The 18,055-nt window shown below is 69.3% G+C and carries 18 protein-coding genes; all 18 read left to right on the plus strand.

What is annotated here, in order from left to right:
• Positions 1–263 precede the first annotated feature (263 nt).
• The 18 genes from mraZ to MIAR_RS01065 all read left to right on the plus strand — a co-directional run bounded on the left by mraZ (position 264) and on the right by MIAR_RS01065 (position 18,053).
• Positions 264–695 (plus strand): division/cell wall cluster transcriptional repressor MraZ, encoded by a 432-nt coding sequence (gene mraZ / locus MIAR_RS00980; RefSeq protein ID WP_285630089.1) that lies wholly within the window; start codon positions 264–266, stop codon positions 693–695.
• Positions 696–793: 98 nt separating this feature from the next.
• Positions 794–1,732 (plus strand): 16S rRNA (cytosine(1402)-N(4))-methyltransferase RsmH, encoded by a 939-nt coding sequence (gene rsmH, locus MIAR_RS00985; RefSeq protein WP_285630091.1) that lies wholly within the window; start codon positions 794–796, stop codon positions 1,730–1,732.
• A complete protein-coding gene (gene ftsL, locus MIAR_RS00990; protein WP_285630093.1) occupies positions 1,729–2,355 on the plus strand; it encodes a cell division protein FtsL in 627 nt (208 codons plus the stop codon). The genes rsmH and ftsL overlap by 4 nt, the downstream gene beginning before the upstream one ends.
• 21 nt (positions 2,356–2,376) lie before the next feature.
• Complete coding sequence (locus MIAR_RS00995; protein ID WP_285630094.1) at positions 2,377–4,185, plus strand: peptidoglycan D,D-transpeptidase FtsI family protein; 1,809 nt, start codon at positions 2,377–2,379, stop codon at positions 4,183–4,185.
• A gap of 30 nt (positions 4,186–4,215) precedes the next feature.
• Positions 4,216–5,628, plus strand: a complete 1,413-nt coding sequence (locus MIAR_RS01000) for a UDP-N-acetylmuramoyl-tripeptide--D-alanyl-D-alanine ligase (protein ID WP_285630096.1) — start codon at positions 4,216–4,218, stop codon at positions 5,626–5,628.
• A complete protein-coding gene (gene mraY / locus MIAR_RS01005) occupies positions 5,625–6,734 on the plus strand; it encodes a phospho-N-acetylmuramoyl-pentapeptide-transferase (RefSeq protein ID WP_285630099.1) in 1,110 nt (369 codons plus the stop codon). Before MIAR_RS01000 ends, mraY begins: the two co-directional genes overlap by 4 nt.
• A gap of 5 nt (positions 6,735–6,739) precedes the next feature.
• On the plus strand, positions 6,740–8,275 hold the full coding sequence (gene murD, locus MIAR_RS01010; RefSeq protein WP_285630101.1) for a UDP-N-acetylmuramoyl-L-alanine--D-glutamate ligase: 1,536 nt from the start codon (positions 6,740–6,742) through the stop codon (positions 8,273–8,275).
• On the plus strand, positions 8,244–9,563 hold the full coding sequence (locus tag MIAR_RS01015) for a peptidoglycan glycosyltransferase FtsW (protein WP_285630103.1): 1,320 nt from the start codon (positions 8,244–8,246) through the stop codon (positions 9,561–9,563). Before murD ends, MIAR_RS01015 begins: the two co-directional genes overlap by 32 nt.
• Positions 9,560–10,633 carry a UDP-N-acetylglucosamine--N-acetylmuramyl-(pentapeptide) pyrophosphoryl-undecaprenol N-acetylglucosamine transferase gene (locus tag MIAR_RS01020; protein WP_285630106.1) on the plus strand — a complete coding sequence of 358 codons (1,074 nt, stop codon included), beginning with the start codon at positions 9,560–9,562 and terminating at the stop codon, positions 10,631–10,633. Before MIAR_RS01015 ends, MIAR_RS01020 begins: the two co-directional genes overlap by 4 nt.
• Before the next feature lie 12 nt (positions 10,634–10,645).
• Complete coding sequence (gene murC / locus MIAR_RS01025) at positions 10,646–12,046, plus strand: UDP-N-acetylmuramate--L-alanine ligase (protein WP_285630108.1); 1,401 nt, start codon at positions 10,646–10,648, stop codon at positions 12,044–12,046.
• A gap of 132 nt (positions 12,047–12,178) precedes the next feature.
• On the plus strand, positions 12,179–13,045 hold the full coding sequence (locus MIAR_RS01030) for a cell division protein FtsQ/DivIB (RefSeq protein WP_285630111.1): 867 nt from the start codon (positions 12,179–12,181) through the stop codon (positions 13,043–13,045).
• A gap of 150 nt (positions 13,046–13,195) precedes the next feature.
• Positions 13,196–14,341 carry a cell division protein FtsZ gene (gene ftsZ, locus MIAR_RS01035; protein ID WP_285630113.1) on the plus strand — a complete coding sequence of 382 codons (1,146 nt, stop codon included), beginning with the start codon at positions 13,196–13,198 and terminating at the stop codon, positions 14,339–14,341.
• The gene (locus MIAR_RS01040) at positions 14,338–15,018 is read left to right on the plus strand and encodes a YggS family pyridoxal phosphate-dependent enzyme (RefSeq protein WP_285630115.1); all 681 of its coding nucleotides are present in this window, start codon (positions 14,338–14,340) and stop codon (positions 15,016–15,018) included. The genes ftsZ and MIAR_RS01040 overlap by 4 nt, the downstream gene beginning before the upstream one ends.
• Before the next feature lie 44 nt (positions 15,019–15,062).
• The gene (locus MIAR_RS01045; RefSeq protein WP_285630117.1) at positions 15,063–15,530 is read left to right on the plus strand and encodes a cell division protein SepF; all 468 of its coding nucleotides are present in this window, start codon (positions 15,063–15,065) and stop codon (positions 15,528–15,530) included.
• A 5-nt stretch (positions 15,531–15,535) separates the two neighbouring features.
• The gene (locus MIAR_RS01050) at positions 15,536–15,829 is read left to right on the plus strand and encodes a YggT family protein (protein ID WP_285630684.1); all 294 of its coding nucleotides are present in this window, start codon (positions 15,536–15,538) and stop codon (positions 15,827–15,829) included.
• Positions 15,830–15,977: 148 nt separating this feature from the next.
• On the plus strand, positions 15,978–16,553 hold the full coding sequence (locus MIAR_RS01055) for a DivIVA domain-containing protein (protein ID WP_285630118.1): 576 nt from the start codon (positions 15,978–15,980) through the stop codon (positions 16,551–16,553).
• A 7-nt stretch (positions 16,554–16,560) separates the two neighbouring features.
• The gene (gene lspA / locus MIAR_RS01060; protein ID WP_425561544.1) at positions 16,561–17,130 is read left to right on the plus strand and encodes a signal peptidase II; all 570 of its coding nucleotides are present in this window, start codon (positions 16,561–16,563) and stop codon (positions 17,128–17,130) included.
• Between the two features lie 2 nt (positions 17,131–17,132).
• Positions 17,133–18,053, plus strand: a complete 921-nt coding sequence (locus MIAR_RS01065) for an RluA family pseudouridine synthase (protein WP_285630119.1) — start codon at positions 17,133–17,135, stop codon at positions 18,051–18,053.
• The last annotated feature ends 2 nt before the right edge of the window (positions 18,054–18,055 follow it).

Raw genomic sequence — 18,055 nt, forward strand, 5'->3', positions numbered from 1 at the left:
AGTGACGATCTGACCCTCAGACGAAGCCCGGATGCAGAGCATCCGGGCTTTTTCATGTCCTGACGCGCCGCATTCTCTCTTTTCCCTCCACCAGCCCTCCACCGTCCTCCACCCCCGTGATCCCGCGAGATCACGGGGGTTTCTGCGTTCCGGATCGGCGGAAGGCTGGGAATGAGCCCAGATCGTCGTAGGAAAGTGGAGGGAAGTGGAGTAAAGTGGTGCGCACCTCGAGTTGGCCGGACGCAGAGGGGGTGATTTGGCCGATGCTGCTGGGGACGCACACTCCGAAGCTCGATGACAAGGGCCGTGTGATCCTTCCTGCGAAGTTCCGTGAGGACCTCGCCGGCGGCATCGTCGTGACCCGAGGTCAGGAGCACTGCCTGTACGTCTTCAGCACCGCCGAGTTCGAGGCGCAGCACGAGAAGATCCGTCAGGCCCCGCTCACCGACAAGCAGGCCCGCAGCTTCCTGCGCATGTTCCTCTCGGGGGCCAGCCAGGAGATGCCCGACAGCCAGAACCGCATCACCATCCCCGGCCATCTGCGTCAGTACGCCGGACTGGAGAAGGAACTGGTCGTCACCGGAGTCGGCGCCCACGCCGAGATCTGGGACGCGTCCGCCTGGAACGCGTACCTGGAGAGCAATGAAGAGTCCTACTCAGATCTGGAACAGGAGGTGATTCCCGGATTGTTCTGACCACGGCTGTGATGCCTCGCCGCTCTGCCCCGACACACTTCCCCGGTGCCGGGTCGAGCGGAGAGGCATCAGAGCCGGAGGTCACGGGATAGAAGACGATGAGCCTCCGCGACATCCACACCCCAGTGCTCCTCGAGCGCTGCATCGAGCTGCTCGCCCCGGCGCTGGCGCACGACGGCGCCGTGCTGGTGGACGCCACTCTCGGCATGGGAGGGCACTCCGAGGCCTTCCTGGAGCGCTTCCCGCACATCCGCCTGATCGGCCTGGACCGCGACACTGACGCGCTGCGCATCGCAGGGGAGCGGCTGGCGCCTTTCGGCGACCGCGTCACCCTCGTGCACAGCGTGTACGACGAGATCGGCCTGCACGCGCAGGGCGCATCGGCGATCCTGTTCGACCTGGGCGTGTCCTCGCTGCAGCTCGACGAAGCCGAGCGCGGCTTCGCGTACTCCAAGGACGCGCCGCTGGACATGCGGATGGACCAGACCAAGGGCCGCACGGCCGCGACCATCCTGGCCGAGTACAGCGAGGGGCAGCTGCGCCGCATCTTCGAGCGCTACGGCGAGGAGAAGCTCGCGGGACGGTACGCCCGGTTCATCGTGGCGGCCCGCGCCGAGAAGCCGCTCACCCGTTCCGGCGAACTGGTCGATCTGCTGGTCGCCGCGACGCCCGCGGCGGCGCAGCGTGCCGGCCACCCCGCCAAGCGCGTCTTCCAGGCGCTGCGGATCGAGGTCAACTCCGAGCTGAGCGTGCTGGCCGACGCCATCCCGTCGGCGATGGACGCCCTGAACGTCGGCGGTCGCATCGCCATCATGGCCTACCAGTCCCTTGAGGACCGGCTCGTCAAGCAGGCGTTCGCCGCCGCATCCGCGTCGACCGCGCCCGCAGGGCTCCCCGTCGAGCTGCCCGAGCACGCCCCCCGCTTCCGCATCCTGACCAAGGGCGCCGAGCTCGCGGGCGAGGAGGAGCGCGCCCGCAACCCGCGTGCCATCCCGGTGCGACTGCGCGCCGCCGAGAAGCTCAGGGAGTCGGCATGAGCCTGTTGAACGTCCGCGTCCAGCCGCGCACCGAAACGCGCCCCGCACCCGCACGCCGGCTGCGGGCGGTCACCGCGCCCGCCGGGCTGCGCCGCCCGAAGCTCGCGTACGCGGCCCTCGCCGTCGGCGGGGCGCTGGCGATCGGCGCCGCGCAGATGATCGTCTCGCTCGCCTCGACTCAGGATGCCTTCGCGCTGGCGAAGCTGAACAACCAGCAGCACGAACTGAGTCTGCAGAAGCAGGCGCTGGGCGACGAGCTGGTGGCGCTGAACTCGCCGCAGGCGCTCGCGACCAGGGCGGATGCCATGGGTCTCGTCGTCGCGGGAGCCGCGTCGTACCTCCGGCTCAGCGACGGCGCCGTGCTCGGCGCCGGGGACGCCGCCTCCTGGGTCTCGACGGTCACGCCGAACGGCCCCACCAAGGTCGGCAACGCCCTGCTCGCGCCGCCCCCCGCAGCATCCACCGAGACGCCGGCGGACGGCGCCGGCGCTGAAGGCAGCACGGCCGACGGTGTGCCGCCGGACGGTGCCGCCGCGGCCGATTCGACCGCGCAGGATGCCGCGACCCAGTCCGATCTGCCTCCCGCCATCACCGACGGCCTGCCCTCGCCGACCACCCGCTAGTCCCAGGATGGAGACCGCCGCATGACGACTCGAGCAACACGCGGAACGCGACGGCGCACGGTCGTCGCACTCGCCGTCATCCTGGCCGTGCTCTCGGCCTTCGTCTTCCGGCTCATCGACATCCAGGTCGTGCACGCCGACGACAACGTCGCCGCCTCGCTGAGCAAACTGGGCGGCTCGAGCCCCGTGCCCGGCGCCCGCGGCGACATCGTCGACGAGGACGGCACGGTGCTGGCCTCGGACGCGTTCGTGTACGACGCGCAGCTGGATCCCAAGCTCATCGACGAGTACGAGAAGCAGACCGATCCCAAGAAGAAGCCGAAGATGCCGTGGGCGGAGGCCAGCGAGAAGATCGCCGCGATCGTCGGGATGACCGGCGATGACGTGCGCAAGCTCGTCTCGGACGCCCTCGCGAAGGACCCGAACAGCCAGTACGCCAAGCTGAAGAACGGGCTGTCGACCGAGAAGTACCTCGCGCTGCGGGACCTGGGGCTGGCCTACATCGCCAACAAGGCGCGCGCCATCCGGGTGTACCCGAACGGTGCGGTCGCCGGGAACATCGTCGGCTTCCTCAACGGCGAAGGCAAGGCCCAGTACGGCATCGAGCGGATGGATCAGCAGTGCCTGGCCGCCACGAACGGCTCGATCAGCTATAAGAGGGGCCAGGGCGGCGTGCGCATCCCCGGCAGCGAGCGGATCGTCGGAGCCGTGGACGGCGGAACGGTGAAGCTGACGATCGACAGCGACCTGAACTGGTACCTGCAGCAGATGATCGCTGAGCAGGCGCAGCGACTGGGCGCCAAGGCAGCGACGGCGACGGTCGTCGAGGTGAAGACCGGCAAGATCCGGGCAGCCGCGGAATACCCCTCCGTCGACCCCAACAACGTCAACACGGTGGCCCCGGAGTACTGGCGCTCGCACATCTTCTCGGACGCGTATGAGCCCGGGTCGACGTTCAAGGCGATCACGGCCGCGACCGTGATCGATCAGGGCAAGGCGACGCCGCTGTCGACGATGACCGTTCGCTCGCGGGAGAAGTTCCCCAACGGCACGGTCATCAATGACGCCTTCCCGCACCCGGTGTACAACTACACGCTCGCGGGTGCGCTGATCGACTCCTCGAACGTCGGTCTCTCCAAGTTCGGCACGACAGTCGACCAGACCACGCGTGCCGACTACCTGAAGCGCTTCGGAGTGAGTCAGAAGACGGCGATCGGCTTCCCTGCCGAGCAGTCGGGATCCCTGCCCCGGGGCCGGGACGGGAAGGTCCTCGACCCAGCGAAGTGGGACGGCGCGACCAAATACACCACCACGTTCGGGCAGGCGTTCACTGTGACTCCGGCGCAGATCGCCGGCGCCTATCAGGCGATTGCGAACGACGGGAAGAAGATCGACCTGTCGCTGGTGGAGTCCTGCACCGACGCCGACGGCACGGTGCACGAGGCCACCGCACCGCAGAGCGAGCAGATCATCAAGCCCGAGACCGCGGCCGCGGTCCGGCAGATGCTCGAGAACGTGGCCGTGCAGGGCGGCAACGCCAAGACGACCAAGGTCGACGGATATCGCATCGGGCTCAAGACCGGTACCGCGCAGAAGACCGACGGGCACGGGAAGTACAAGAACGGCGTCTTCTTCACCAGCATGGTGGGTATCGCGCCGATCGAGGACCCGCAGTACGTCGTCGTGGTCACTCTGGACGAGCCGACTAAGATGAGGAGTTCCGCCGCGAACGCCGCGGCGTTCCAGCAGGCGATGACCCAGGTGCTCAAGACCTACCACGTCCCGCCCTCGTCGGAGCCGATGGGCCCGCTGCTTCCCAAATTCAACTGAACGGCGTTCTGCCGTGCATGGAGATGCCACATGATCGCTCTCTCACTCGCTGAGATCGCGGGGATCCTGGGCGGTGAGCTGCGCCTCACCGGTGCGGACACCGCTGCGACCGTCGTCGATGGCAGCGTCGACACGGATTCCCGGGAGATGACCGCAGGGTCGATCTTCGTCGCCAAGCCCGGAGAGACCACAGACGGACACCGCTTCGTCGGCGCCGCGGCCGAGGCGGGCGCCGTGCTCGCCATCGTGGAGCACCCGGTCGACGTCGAGGTGTCGCAGATCGTCGTGGCGGACGCCGTGCAGGCGCTGGCCGATCTCGCCAAGGCAGTCGTCGCGCGCGTGCGCGACGCAGGCTCCCTCCGGATCGTCGGCATCACCGGATCCAACGGCAAGACGACGACCAAGAATCTCCTCGCCCGCATCCTGCAGGACGAGGGCGAGACCGTCGCCCCCATCCGCTCCTACAACAATGAGGTCGGCGCACCGTTGACCATGCTGCGTGTCACCGACACCACCCGCTTCCTCATCAGCGAGTTCGGCGCGGCCGGTGCGGGCAGCATCGCGCGCCTGGCGGGGCTCGTCGAGCCGGACGTCGCGGTCGTCCTCATGGTGGGACTCGCCCACGCCGGGGGATTCGGCGGCATCGAGGCCACCGCGCGGGCGAAGTCCGAGCTCGTCCTCTCTGCGCGCGCGGGCGGAACGGCAGTGCTGAACATCGACGACCCGCGGGTCTGGGCCATGCGCGACATCGCCGACGAGCGCGGCATGACGACCGTCGCCTTCGGCCAGGCTCCGGACGCCGATGTGCGCGCGGAAGACATCGCGGTCTCGGCCGATGGCACCTCCTGCACCGTCATCCGCGGCGACGAGCGCCTGTCGCTGCACCTTCAGGTGCTCGGTGCGCATCACGTCTCCAACGCCCTCGCCGCCATCGCGGCGGCGGGCGTGCTCGGCGTTCCCGCGGCCACGGCGATCGCCCGTCTCGAGACCGTCGAGGTGGCGGAGCGCTGGCGCATGCAGCCGATGGGCAACGAGCGCGTGCGCATCATCAACGACGCGTACAACGCCAGCCCCGACTCCATGGCGGCCGCCCTGCGCACGCTCGCGCAGATCACCGGCCCCGACGAGCGCACGGTCGCCGTCCTCGGCGCCATGAGCGAGCTCGGCGAGTCCGCAGGGGAGGAGCACGACCGGATCGGGCTGCTGGCCGTGAGGCTGAACATCCAGCGCATCGTCGTCGTCGGTGCCGAGGCCCGCCGTCTCTACCTCGCCGCGGTCGGCGAGGGGTCCTGGGACAGCGAGGCGGTGCACCTCCCCGATCAGGAGGCCGCCTTCGAGTATCTGAAGAACGAGCTGCGCGACGGCGATCGCGTGCTCGTGAAATCGTCGAACTCCGTCGGGCTCCGGCATCTCGGCGATCGTCTGGGAGAATTGTTCTCGTGAGGTCCTTGCTTATGGCGACGGCGATTTCGCTCGCCTTCTCGCTCTTCCTGACTCCGGTGTTCCTGAAAGTGTTCCGCAGGATCGGCTGGGGGCAGGTCATCCGCACCCCGGAGGACATCGCCAACCCCAGCCACCAAGCCAAGCGGGGCACGCCGACGATGGGCGGCGTGATCTTCATCCTCGGCACCATCGTCGGCTACTTCGCCGGAACCTTCTTCGGTGGCATGACCCCCGGGCTGTCTGCGATCCTCGTGCTGTGGCTGATGGTCGGCTTCGGCGTGGTCGGCTTCATCGACGACTACATGAAGGTCCGCAGTCAGCGCAGCCTGGGGCTGTCCGGCTGGCGCAAGATCATCGGCCAACTGGCGGTCCTCATCCCGTTCGGTGTGGTGGCGCTGAACTTCCCGAACTCCTTCGGCCAGTACCCGGCCAGCGGGTCGATCTCGCTGTTCCGGGACATCGCCTGGCTCAACCTCTTCGCTTTCGGCCTCGTGCTGGGCTGGATCCTGTACCTCATCTGGATCTCCGTGATCGGCGTCGCCACCTCCAACAGCGTCAACCTCACCGACGGTCTGGACGGCCTGGCCGCCGGCTCCGGCATCTTCGTCGTCGGCTCCTACGGCCTCATCGCGTTCTGGCAGTTCAAGCAGTCCTGCGTGGGCGAAGGGGCGAACACCGTCGGATGCTATGAGGTGCGCGAGCCTCTGAACCTGGCGATCGTGGCGGCGGCGTTCGCCGGCGGTCTGATCGGATTCCTGTGGTGGAACGCGCCCAAGGCCAAGGTCTTCATGGGTGACGTCGGCTCGATGGCGATCGGCGGCGTCGTCGCCGCGATGGCGATCCTCACCCGCACCGAGCTGCTTCTGTTCGTGATCGCCGGTATCTTCGTGCTGTCCTCCGGCTCGGTCATCCTGCAGCGGGCGTACTTCAAGCTCACCCGTGGCAAGCGACTGTTCCTGATGAGCCCGTTCCATCACCACCTGGAGATGCGCGGCTGGGCCGAGGTCACGATCGTCGTACGGCTGTGGATCATCGCCGGCCTGCTGGCTGCGACCGCGGTCGGACTGTTCTACGTCAACTGGTTCGCCCAGGCCTCGAACGGCTGACGGCGATGGCATCCGAACGTCTCGAGGGCCTGACCAGCTGGCACTCCGACTGGACCGGCCTGCGCGTCGCCGTGCTCGGCCTGTCGGTCACCGGCTTCTCGGCCGCTGACACGCTCACCGAGCTCGGCGCCGAGGTGCTCGTGCTCTCCGAGGGCGCGTCCGAGGAGTACGCGCGCCTGGTGCCCGTGATCGGCGCCCGGCTCGAACTGGGCCCGCTCTCCGAGGTGCCCGTCGTGCTGAAGGACTTCGCGCCCGACGTCATCGTCGCCTCACCCGGGTTCCCGCCCTCGCATCCGGTGATCCGGTGGGCCCAGGAGAACGACACCGCCCTGTGGGGCGACGTCGAACTGGCCTGGCGGGTCCGCGACAAGGTGCTGCGCGCCGACGGCACCCCGGCCGAGTGGGTGCTGATCACCGGCACCAACGGCAAGACCACGACCACCCAGTTGACCGCGACCCTGCTCGACGCCGGCGGGCTGCGCGCGGCGCCGTGCGGCAACATCGGGGTGCCGGTGCTGGATGCCGTACGGGATCCGGGCGGTTTCGATGTTCTCGTGGTCGAGCTCTCCAGCCATCAACTCTGGTACATCGGGCAGTCGGCTCCCGCCGGTCAGCTCGTGCCGTACTCTACGACCTGCCTGAACCTCGCCGACGACCACCTGGTCTGGCACGGCAGCGCCGACGCGTACCGTGCGGCCAAGGCGTTCGTCTACCGGCATACGAAGGTCGCCTGCGTCTACAACAAGTCCGATCTCGCCACCCTGCGGATGGTCGAGGAGGCGGACGTCACCGAGGGTGCCCGCGCCATCGGCTTCGACCTGGGGACTCCGGGGCCGAGTGATCTGGGCGTCGTCGACGGGATCCTCGTCGACCGGGCCTTCCACGACGACCGCAGGCACAGCGCGCTGGAGCTCACCACGGTGGACGCGCTGCGCGCCGCGGGCCTGGCCGCACCGCATGTCGTGCAGAACATCCTCGCCGCATCCGCCCTCGCCAGGTCGCTGGGTGTGCAGCCGGCGGACATCCGCGATGCGCTGCAGAACTTCAGGATGGACGCCCACCGCATCGAGGTCGTGGCGGAGCACCACGGCATCCGCTGGGTCGACGACTCCAAGGCGACCAATCCGCATGCAGCGGCCTCCTCCCTGCGTGCCTACCCCGGAGCGATCTGGATCGTGGGCGGCGACCTCAAGGGCGTCGACCTCGGCGATCTCGTCGCGCACGCCGGCGGCACCGCAGGCGGAGCGATCGTGATCGGGGTGGACCGCGAGCCCGTCCTGGCGGCATTCCGGCGACACGCGCCGCACGTGCCGGTCCAAGAGGTCGTCCCCGCTGAGACTGGAGGGGTCATGGACCGCGTGGTGGAGATCGCGTCGGGGATGATCGATGGCGAGGGCACGGTTCTGCTGGCTCCCGCGGCGGCATCCTTCGACCAGTTCTCCAGTTACGCGGATCGGGGAGAGCGCTTCGCCACGGCGGTGCGCGAATGGATCGGACGGGGGAGCGCTGATGACTCAGACGGCTCACCCACCGCGCACTGAGAGCGCTGACAGCGCCGGCTCCGCGGGCAGGGGACTGTCCGCCCGCGTCTCGCTCGGAAGGCTGTTCGCGCCGCCCTCGACAGAGTTCGTGATGATCGCGTCGACCGCCGTGCTGCTCACCATCTTCGGGGTGGTGATGGTGCTGTCGGCGACCAGCGCGAAGCCGACCGCACCGTATGCGGACGCGCTGCGGCAGGGGATGTTCGCGGCCATCGGCATTCCGCTGATGTTCATCGTCAGTCGGCTGCCGATCGCGTTCTTCAAGAAGGTCGCCTGGCCGATGCTGATCTTCGGCGTGCTGTTCCAGCTGCTCGTCTTCGTCCCCGGCCTTGGGGTGTCGTCTTTCGGCAACAAGAACTGGATCAGGGTCGCCGGCGTGCAGCTGCAGCCCTCCGAGTTCCTCAAGCTCGCGCTGGCCGTGTGGATCGCGTTCGTGCTGATGCGCAAGCAGTCCAAACTCGGCACCTGGCATCAGGTCTTCATCCCCGTCGTACCCGTCGCTGTGCTGGCGATCGGGACGGTGCTCGCCGGAGACGATCTCGGCACTGTGATGGTGCTCGTGCTCGTCGTGCTCGGCTGCCTGTTCTTCTCCGGCGCGAAGCTGCGGCTGTTCATCATCCCGGCGATCCTCGGCCTGATCGGCGTGCTGGCCTTCGCGCTGACCAGCAGCAACCGCATGAACCGCATCCTGGCGGCATTCGACCAGTCGAAGTGCGACCCCGAGAAGGAGTGCTACCAGGCCGTGCATGGCATGTGGGGCATGGCCAACGGGGGGATCTTCGGCGTCGGGCTCGGCAATTCGCAGGAGAAGTACTGGCTGCCTGCGGCCTCGAACGACTACATCTTCGCCATCGTCGGCGAGGAGCTGGGACTGCTGGGCTGCCTGCTGGTGCTCGTGCTGTTCGGCGTCTTCGCCGTCGGCGCCTTCCACATCATCCGCCGCACGTCCGACCCTTTCGTGCGCATCGCGGCGGGCGGCATCGTGGTCTGGATCATCGGTCAGGCGCTGTTCAACATCGGCGTCGTCGTGCGCATCTTCCCCGTGATGGGCGTTCCGCTGCCCTTCATGTCGCAGGGCGGCACGTCGCTGCTCTCGGCAATGATGGCCTGCGGCATCCTGCTGGCCTTCGCGCGCACGATACCGGCGAAGCAGAAGGACGCCGTCGCGGCGACGCGGAACGCGACCGGCGCGCGCAGCGGCGCCGCGTCCCGAAAGGCCGCGGCACCCCGCGAGAGCGTCGCACCCCGAAAGGGCGCCGCATCCCGAAAGGGTAAGGTCGCCAGGTGACCACCTATCTTCTGGCCGGCGGAGGCACCGCCGGCCACGTCAATCCGCTGCTCGCCGTCGGCGACCTGCTCCGCGAGCGCGACGGCGACGACGTGCTCGTGCTGGGCACCAGGGAGGGCCTCGAGTCGCGCCTGGTGCCCGCCCGCGGGTACCGGCTGCTGATCGTCGACAAGGTGCCCTTCCCGCGTCGTCCTAACCGGGCCGCGCTGGTGTTCCCGACCAGGTTCCGCCGGGCCGTCGCGCAGGTGCGCGCGCACATCCGCACCCACGGGGTGGACGTCGTCGTCGGCTTCGGCGGGTATGCCGCAGCTCCCGCCTACGTCGCCGCGCGCCGGGAGCGGATCCCCTTCGTGGTGCACGAGGCCAACGCCAAGCCGGGGCTCGCCAACGTCCTGGGCGCGCGTCGCGCCGCGGGCGTCGGCGTCGCCTTCGAGGGCACGCCGCTCAAGCGCGGCGAGGTCGTGGGGATGCCGCTCCGCCGTGAGGTCGTCGAGCTGGACCGTGCCGCGAGCCGTGCCGAGGCCGCCGAGGAGTTCGGGCTGGACGCAGACCGTCCGGTGCTGCTGGTGTTCGGCGGGTCGCTGGGTGCGCTGCGCCTGAACGAGGCGTTCGCCGGTGCGTGGCGCGATGTGCTCGACGCCGGGTGGCAGCTGCTGCACGTCACGGGCGAGCGCAGCGACCTGGCGGATCCCGGGGTGCCGGGATACACGATGCGCCGCTACGTCGATCGCATGGACCTGGCCTTCGCCCTCGCCGATCTGATCGTGTCGCGCTCCGGCTCGGCGACCGTGAGCGAGATCAGCGCGCTCGGGCTCCCCGCGCTGTATGTGCCGTACTCGGTCGGCAACGGCGAGCAGAGGCTGAACGCGGCCTCGGCCGTCGCGGCCGGCGCGGCCGTCCTGCTCGACGACGCCACCTTCGACGCGGATGCCGTGCGCGCGCAGGTCGTGCCGCTGCTGGGCGACCCTGACCGGATCGCCCGGATGTCGGAGGCCGCACAGCGGGTCGGCACGCGCACCGGCACCGAGAACCTGGTCGAGCTCATCGATCGCGCACTCGCGGAAAAGTAGACTGGTGACGACATGATCAGACCCGACCTCACCCTCCCCATCCCCGACACGATCACCTCCGCCCACTTCATCGGGATCGGCGGATCCGGGATGAGCGGCCTCGCCCGGATGTTCCTCGACGCGGGCATCCGCGTGTCCGGCTCCGACCGCGCCGACAGCGCCAACCTGCGCGCCCTCGCCGACGCCGGTGCGACCGTGCACGTCGGTCACGACGCCGCGCACCTCGGCGATGCGGACACGGTCGTGCACACCGGTGCCATCTGGCCGGAGAACCCGGAGTTCGTCACCGCCAAGGAGCGCGGGCTGCACGTGATCCACCGCTCGCAGGCGCTGCACTGGCTGATCGGCGGCCGACGTCTGGTGTCGGTCGCGGGAGCGCACGGCAAGACCACATCCACCGGGATGCTGGTCACCGCGCTGCAGGCGCTGGGAGCAGACCCGAACTTCGTCAACGGCGGAGTGATCGAGCAGCTCGGCATCTCGAGCTCCTCGGGCGCCGACGAGCTGTTCGTGATCGAGGCCGACGAGTCCGACGGCACGTTCCTGCTCTACGACACCTCGGTCGCGCTGATCACGAACGTCGACCCGGACCATCTGGACTTCTTCGGCTCCGAGGACGCCTTCTACGACGCGTTCGTGCGCTTCGGGAACGAGGCCCGCGAGGCGGTCGTCATCTCGGCCGACGACCCCGGTGCACTGCGGGTGCACGCGGGCCTGGACCACGCGAATGTCGTCACGTTCGGCCGCGCGGCGGATGCCGACCTGCGCATCGTCGACATCGACACCTCGGGTCCGGTCTCCGCCACGCTCGTCCACGGTGACGACTCGGTGCGGATGCAGCTGGCGGTGCCGGGAGCGCACAACGCGATCAACGCCGCCGGCGCCGTCGCCGTGCTGATGACGCTCGGATACGGCCTCGCGGATGCCGCCGGGGCGATGGAGGGCTTCGCCGGCACGGTGCGCCGGCTCGAGCTGCACGGCGAGGCGCGCGGCGTGCGCGTGTACGACGACTACTCCCACCACCCGACCGAGGTGCGAGCCGCACTCGAGGCCATGCGCGGCGTCGCAGGCGCCGGCCGCCTGATCGCGATCCAGCAGCCGCACACGTACTCCCGCACGCAGCACATGTACCGGGAGTTCGCCGAGGTGCTGGAGGAGCTCGCCGACCACACGGTGATGCTCGACGTCTACGGTGCGCGCGAGGATCCGGTGCCCGGCGTGACCGGCGAGCTCGTGAGCAGCGCGTTCGCCGACCAGGCGCACGTGCACTACGTGCCCGACTGGCAGCAGGCCGCCGACTACACCGCTCAGGTCGCGCGCGACGGCGACGTGGTCGTGACGCTCGGCTGCGGCAACGTGTACCAGATCATCCCGCAGGTGCTCGACTCCCTCCGGCGCACGCCCGAGGTCTGAGGCATGCGACGCCCCGCACCGCTCCCGGCCTCCGCGAAGGAGCCCGAGAAGGACGAGACGCCCGCGCCTCGTCCTCGGCCCGCGTCTCGCCCTCAGGACAGGGCGGACGCAGACCCGGCGGATGTGCACGACGTGAGGCGCGGAGCGCACGCCGCTGCGGCCGCGGATGCCGAGCAGGCCGGCTCTTCCGCCGACACCGCGGTGATCGAGGATGCGACGCCGGATGCCGAGGAGCAGGCTGCTCCCGTGCGCAGCGGCGACGTGTGGCGCGCGGCCCGCGCGCGACGGAAGGCGCTGCGCGCGGAGATCCGCCGCTTCACCCAGCGGTCGCGTCGCAGGAGGATCGTCTGGTGGGCCTCGATCGGTGCCGTGGTCGCGCTCGTGCTCGGCAGCGTCCTCGCCGCATACAGCCCGCTGTTCGCCGTGGAGACGATCACCGTGGCCGGCGTGAGGTCCCTCGACCCGGCAGTGGTGCAGAAGGCCCTCGAGGGTGAGATCGGGTCTCCGCTCGCGCTGATCGACGACAGCGCCGTGAAGTCCGCGCTCACGGAGTTCCCGATGATCGAGTCGTACTCCCTCGAGGCGCGCCCGCCGCACGAGCTGCTGGTCCGCATCGTCGAGCGCACGCCGGTGGGAGTGGTCCGCACCGACGGCGGCTACACGCTCGTCGACGCGGCGGGGGTCGTGCTGGCCACCACCGTGGACAAGCCGGAGGGACAGCCCGTCCTGAGCATCACCGGCGGCACGGACTCCGCCGCGTTCCGCAGCGCCGGGCTCGTCATCCGCTCCCTTCCGGCCGACCTGCGGGGGCAGGTCACCGCGGTCTCCGCGTCCACCCTCGACGACGTCACGCTGACTCTCGCCGACGGCAAGACCGTGCTGTGGGGGAGCGAGGACGACTCCGTCACGAAGGCGCTGGTCCTGGTCGCGCTCATCAAGAACTCGCCCAAGGGGCGGAGCTTCGACGTGTCGGCACCCTCTGTCCCGGTCGTCCGCTGAGGGATCGCGACGACACGCCGTGTCGGTGCGGGCAGCGGCGTCGGTTGCGCTTACCGTCGATGACGAGAACGCAATACCGGGAAATAGTTTAACCCTCTTCTTGAGGTTTAAGGTTTCTCCCTCGTCAGGCTCGAATAACGGAGGCCGGCCATGAGCCAGAACCAGAACTACCTCGCCGTGATCAAGGTCGTCGGCGTCGGCGGTGGCGGCGTCAACGCCGTCAACCGCATGATCGATCTCGGGCTCCGCGGGGTCGAGTTCATCGCCGTGAACACCGACGCGCAGGCGCTGCTCATGAGCGACGCCGACGTGAAGCTCGACGTGGGCCGGGAGCTCACCCGCGGGCTGGGCGCCGGAGCGGATCCCGAGGTGGGCCGTCGCGCCGCCGAGGACCACGCGGAGGAGATCGAGCAGGCGCTGACCGGCGCCGACATGGTCTTCGTCACCGCGGGAGAGGGCGGTGGCACGGGTACAGGCGGTGCGCCCGTCGTCGCGCGGATCGCCAAGTCGATCGGAGCGCTGACCATCGGTGTCGTCACCAAGCCGTTCTCGTTCGAGGGGCGTCGCCGCCAGAGCCAGGCAGAGGCCGGCGTCGCCAAGCTCAAGGAAGAGGTCGACACCCTCATCGTGGTGCCGAACGACCGCCTCCTCGAGATCAGCGATCGCGGCATCTCCATGATCGAGGCGTTCGCCACGGCCGACCAGGTGCTCCTCGCCGGTGTGCAGGGCATCACCGACCTCATCACGACCCCCGGTCTGATCAACCTCGACTTCGCCGACGTCAAGTCGGTCATGCAGGGTGCCGGCTCCGCCCTGATGGGCATCGGATCCGCGCGCGGCGCGGATCGTGCGATCAAGGCGGCCGAGCTCGCCGTCGAGTCCCCGCTGCTGGAAGCGTCGATCGAAGGCGCCCACGGTGTGCTGCTGTCGATCCAGGGTGGGTCGAACCTCGGCATCTTCGAGATCCACGACGCCGCCGACCTCGTCAAGGAGGCCGCGCACCCCGAGGCGAACATCATCTTCGGAACCGTCATCGACGACACCCTCGGCGACGAGGTGCGCGTCACCGTCATCGCGGCCGGGTTCGACGGCGGCGAGCCGGCTCCGCGCCTGGAGCCGTTCGACGTCAAGCGCCCCGAGGCCGCTCCGCTGCCCGAGGTGCGCGTGGACGAGAAGGCCGTCGAGGACGTCGTGGTCGAGCCGGTGAAGCCGACGGTGTCCGTCTCGGCTCCCACCAGCATCGAGCCGGCGTTCCCGGACGACGGCGACCTCGACATCCCCGAGTTCCTGAAGTGACTCTCGCGGCGCGGCTCTCGGCGATCGATGACCGCATCGCCGAGGCCGCGCGGCGGGCCGGCCGTGATCCGGGCGACATCACCCGGATCGTGGTCACCAAGTTCCACCCCGCCCAGCTGGTCCGCGATCTGCGCGCCCTCGGCGTGACCGAGGTGGGCGAGAACCGCCAGCAGGAGCTCACCGCCAAGCGTGCCGACCTCGTGGACCTCGACGACGTGCGCTGGCACTTCATCGGCCAGGCGCAGACGAACAAGGCCGCCGCCATCCGGCGGGCATCCGACGTGGTCCACTCGGTCGATCGCACGCGACTGGCGGATGCGCTGCACCGCGCCGCCGACGACGACGGCGTGCTCGACGTGCTCGTGCAGGTGAACCTCACGGAGGACGCCGGGCGCGGCGGGAGCACGCTGGCGGACGCCGAGGCGCTGGCCGAGCACGTGCTCGGCCTCGAGTCGCTTCGCCTTCGCGGCGTCATGGCCGTCGCCCCGCTGGACGAGGATCCCGCATCGGCGTTCGCGCGCCTGCGTGCGGTCGCCGACCGCATCCGCGTCATCGCGCCGGAGGCGACCTGGATCTCGGCCGGCATGACCGGCGATTTCGTCCAGGCGATCGATGCAGGCGCGACACACCTGCGGATCGGCTCCGCAATCACAGGACCCCGCCCCGACCGGGGTTAACCTTTCAACCAGACCAGCCCGCATCGCTCGAACCGGAGGACACGATGGGTAACCCGCTGAAGAAGACCATGGTGTATCTCGGCCTCGCCGACGAGGAAGAGGTCTACGAGGAGGAGGCCACGCAGCCCGTGGCCCGTGCGCCGCGCGAGCGCGAACGCGAGCGCGAGGAGCACGCTCCCGCACCCGTGACGCCGCTGCGTCGCCCCACGGCTGTGCACCAGCCGGCCGCCGGCGCGGTGAACGAGATCCTCACCGTGCACCCCAAGCAGTACCGCGACGCGCAGGTCATCGCGGAGAACTTCCGCGAGGGCGTGCCGGTGATCATCAACCTCTCGCAGATGAGCGACGCCGACGCGCGGCGCCTGATCGACTTCGCGAGCGGTCTGTCGCTGGGGCTGTACGGACGCATCGAGCGCGTCACCAGCAAGGTGTTCCTGCTGTCGCCTGAGAACATCGCGGTGTCCGGCCAGGGCGGCCTCGCCCAGGCGGAGTCCGCTTCGTTCGACTCCTGATCTTGGTGACACCCCTCAGCATCATCGGCGGCATCGCCGAGCTGGTGCTGACGCTGTACATGATCGTGCTGCTGGCCCGGCTGGTGCTGGACTACATCCCGATGTTCAATCACGGCTGGCGTCCGAAAGGCGTCGGTCTGGTCCTGGCGGAGGTCGTCTTCACCCTGACGGACCCGCCCATCCGGTTCTTCCGCAGGGTCATCCCGCCCCTGCGGATCGGCACGATCGCGCTGGATTTCGGATGGACCCTGACGATGATCCTGGTGATCATCCTGCTGACCGTCGCGCGTGCCTTCTGAGGTGACCTCCGAGTCGTCCTCTCATCGCGGCGCACAGGCTGGGGGGCTATGCTTGGCTCCCAGACGCGCGCCGCGGGTACGCGTCTGAAGAACACCGCGCCGTCTTCAACGACTGGCCGAAAAGAACTCATCGAAAGAGGAGCCACCCATGGCACTTACCCCGGATGACGTCGTCCACAAGGAGTTCCAGCACGTCCGCTTCAAGGACGGCTTCGACCCCGAGGAGGTCGACGACTACCTCGACGAGATCGTCGTTGAGTGGCGCAAGACCCTCGAGGAGAACAACGAGTTGAAGGCCAAGCTCGCCGCCTTCGAGTCCGGCCAGAACACCGGCCCGGTCGCTGCCGCCCCGGTCGCCGCAGCCCCGACCGCTCCGGCTCAGGCCACCGGCGCATCCGCCACCGGAACCTCCGCAGGCATCATCGAGCTGGCACAGCGCCTGCACGACGAGCACGTCGCAGAGGGCGAGTCCAAGCGCCGCCAGCTGATCGCCGATGCCGAGGCCGAGGTCACCCGCATCCGCACCGAGGCCGAGGCCAAGCAGCGCGAGGAGTCCGCGCGCCTGGAGCGCGAGCGCAACACGCTCGAGGGACGCATCACCGAGCTGCGCGAGTTCGAGCGCGACTACCGCGGCAAGCTCCGCGCCATGATCGAGGGTCAGCTCCGCGACCTGGACCAGAAGTCGGCGTCTGACTCGACCCCTGTCTCCGCCATCGGCCTGTAGGTCGATCTTGACAGGACGTCGTCCCCTTCGTCGGTCGGCGGCCGGTGCGATCGTCGCGATTCTCGCGGCGCTCGTGCTGGCCGCCGATCAGCTTGTGAAGTACCTCACCATCCAGCACCTGCCCGCTGAGAAGGCCGTGCCGGTGCTGGGGGAGTTCCTGCAGCTGTTCTACATCCGCAACTCCGGCGCCGCCTTCTCGATCGGCGCCGGCATGACCTGGATCTTCACGATCGCGCTGGCCGTCGTCGCCGTGGTGATCGTCTGGAAGACCCTGGGCGTGCGCTCGCGGTTGTGGGCCGTGGTGCTCGGATGCCTGCTCGGCGGCGTGCTGGGCAACCTGTCCGACCGTCTCTTCCGCGAGCCCGGCTTCGCCGTGGGCCACGTGGTCGACATGATCTCGATGCCGTGGATGCTGCCCGCGATCTTCAACGTCGCGGACGTGTTCATCGTGACCGGGATGATCTCGGTGGCGCTGCTGGTGGTCGTCGGCCTCCGTCTGGACGGCACGCGCGAGCGCGATCACGCCAAGGCCGACGACGCGCCGACAGCGGACGCCGCCGCCGCGAACGAGGCGTGAGCATGCAGAGTCGCACCCTGCCCGTCCCGGACGGGCTGGAGGGGTCCCGCGTCGACGCCGCGCTGGCGAAGATGCTGGGGTTCTCGCGGACCTTCGCCGCCGAAGTCGCCGAGGCCGGAGGCGTGACCCTCGACGGCGTGCAGCTGGGCAAGTCCGATCGGCTCCGTGCCGGAGGCTGGCTCGAGGTGAGCTGGGCGCCCAAGGAGGAGCCGCGGATCGTGCCGATCGCGGTGCCGGAGCTGGGCATCGTCCACGACGATGACGACATCGTCGTGGTCGACAAGCCCACGGGCGTGGCCGCGCATCCCTCGCTCGGCTGGGAGGGGCCCACCGTCGTCGGCGCTCTCGCCGCCGCGGGGTTCCGCATCGCGACCAGCGGTGCGCCGGAGCGGCAGGGCGTCGTCCACCGGCTCGACGTGGGAACCAGCGGCCTGATGGTCGTCGCCAAGACCGAAGCCGCCTACACCGCGCTCAAGCGCGCGTTCAAGGAGCGCACGGTCGAGAAGATCTACCACGCGGTGGTGCAGGGGCATCCCGATCCGCTCGTCGGCACCATCGACGCGCCGATCGGACGGCATCCGAACCACCACTGGAAGTTCGCCGTGGTTCCGGACGGCAAGCCCTCGGTGACCCACTACGAGACACTCGAGGCCTTCCCCGGCGCTTCGCTGCTGGAGATCCACCTGGAGACCGGCCGCACGCACCAGATCCGCGTGCACATGGCTGCGCACCGGCATCCGTGCGTCGGCGACCCGCTGTACGGCGCCGATCCCACGCTGTCCGCGCGGCTCGGCCTGACCCGGCAGTGGCTGCACGCGCATCAGCTCGCGTTCGCCCACCCGGCGACGGGGGATTGGGTGCAGTTCGAGTCGCCGTACCCGGAGGACTTCCAGCACGCACTCGACGTGCTGCGCGGCGAGTAGCC

The sequence above is a fragment of the Microbacterium arabinogalactanolyticum genome (assembly GCF_030268005.1).
Taxonomy (GTDB): domain Bacteria; phylum Actinomycetota; class Actinomycetes; order Actinomycetales; family Microbacteriaceae; genus Microbacterium; species Microbacterium arabinogalactanolyticum.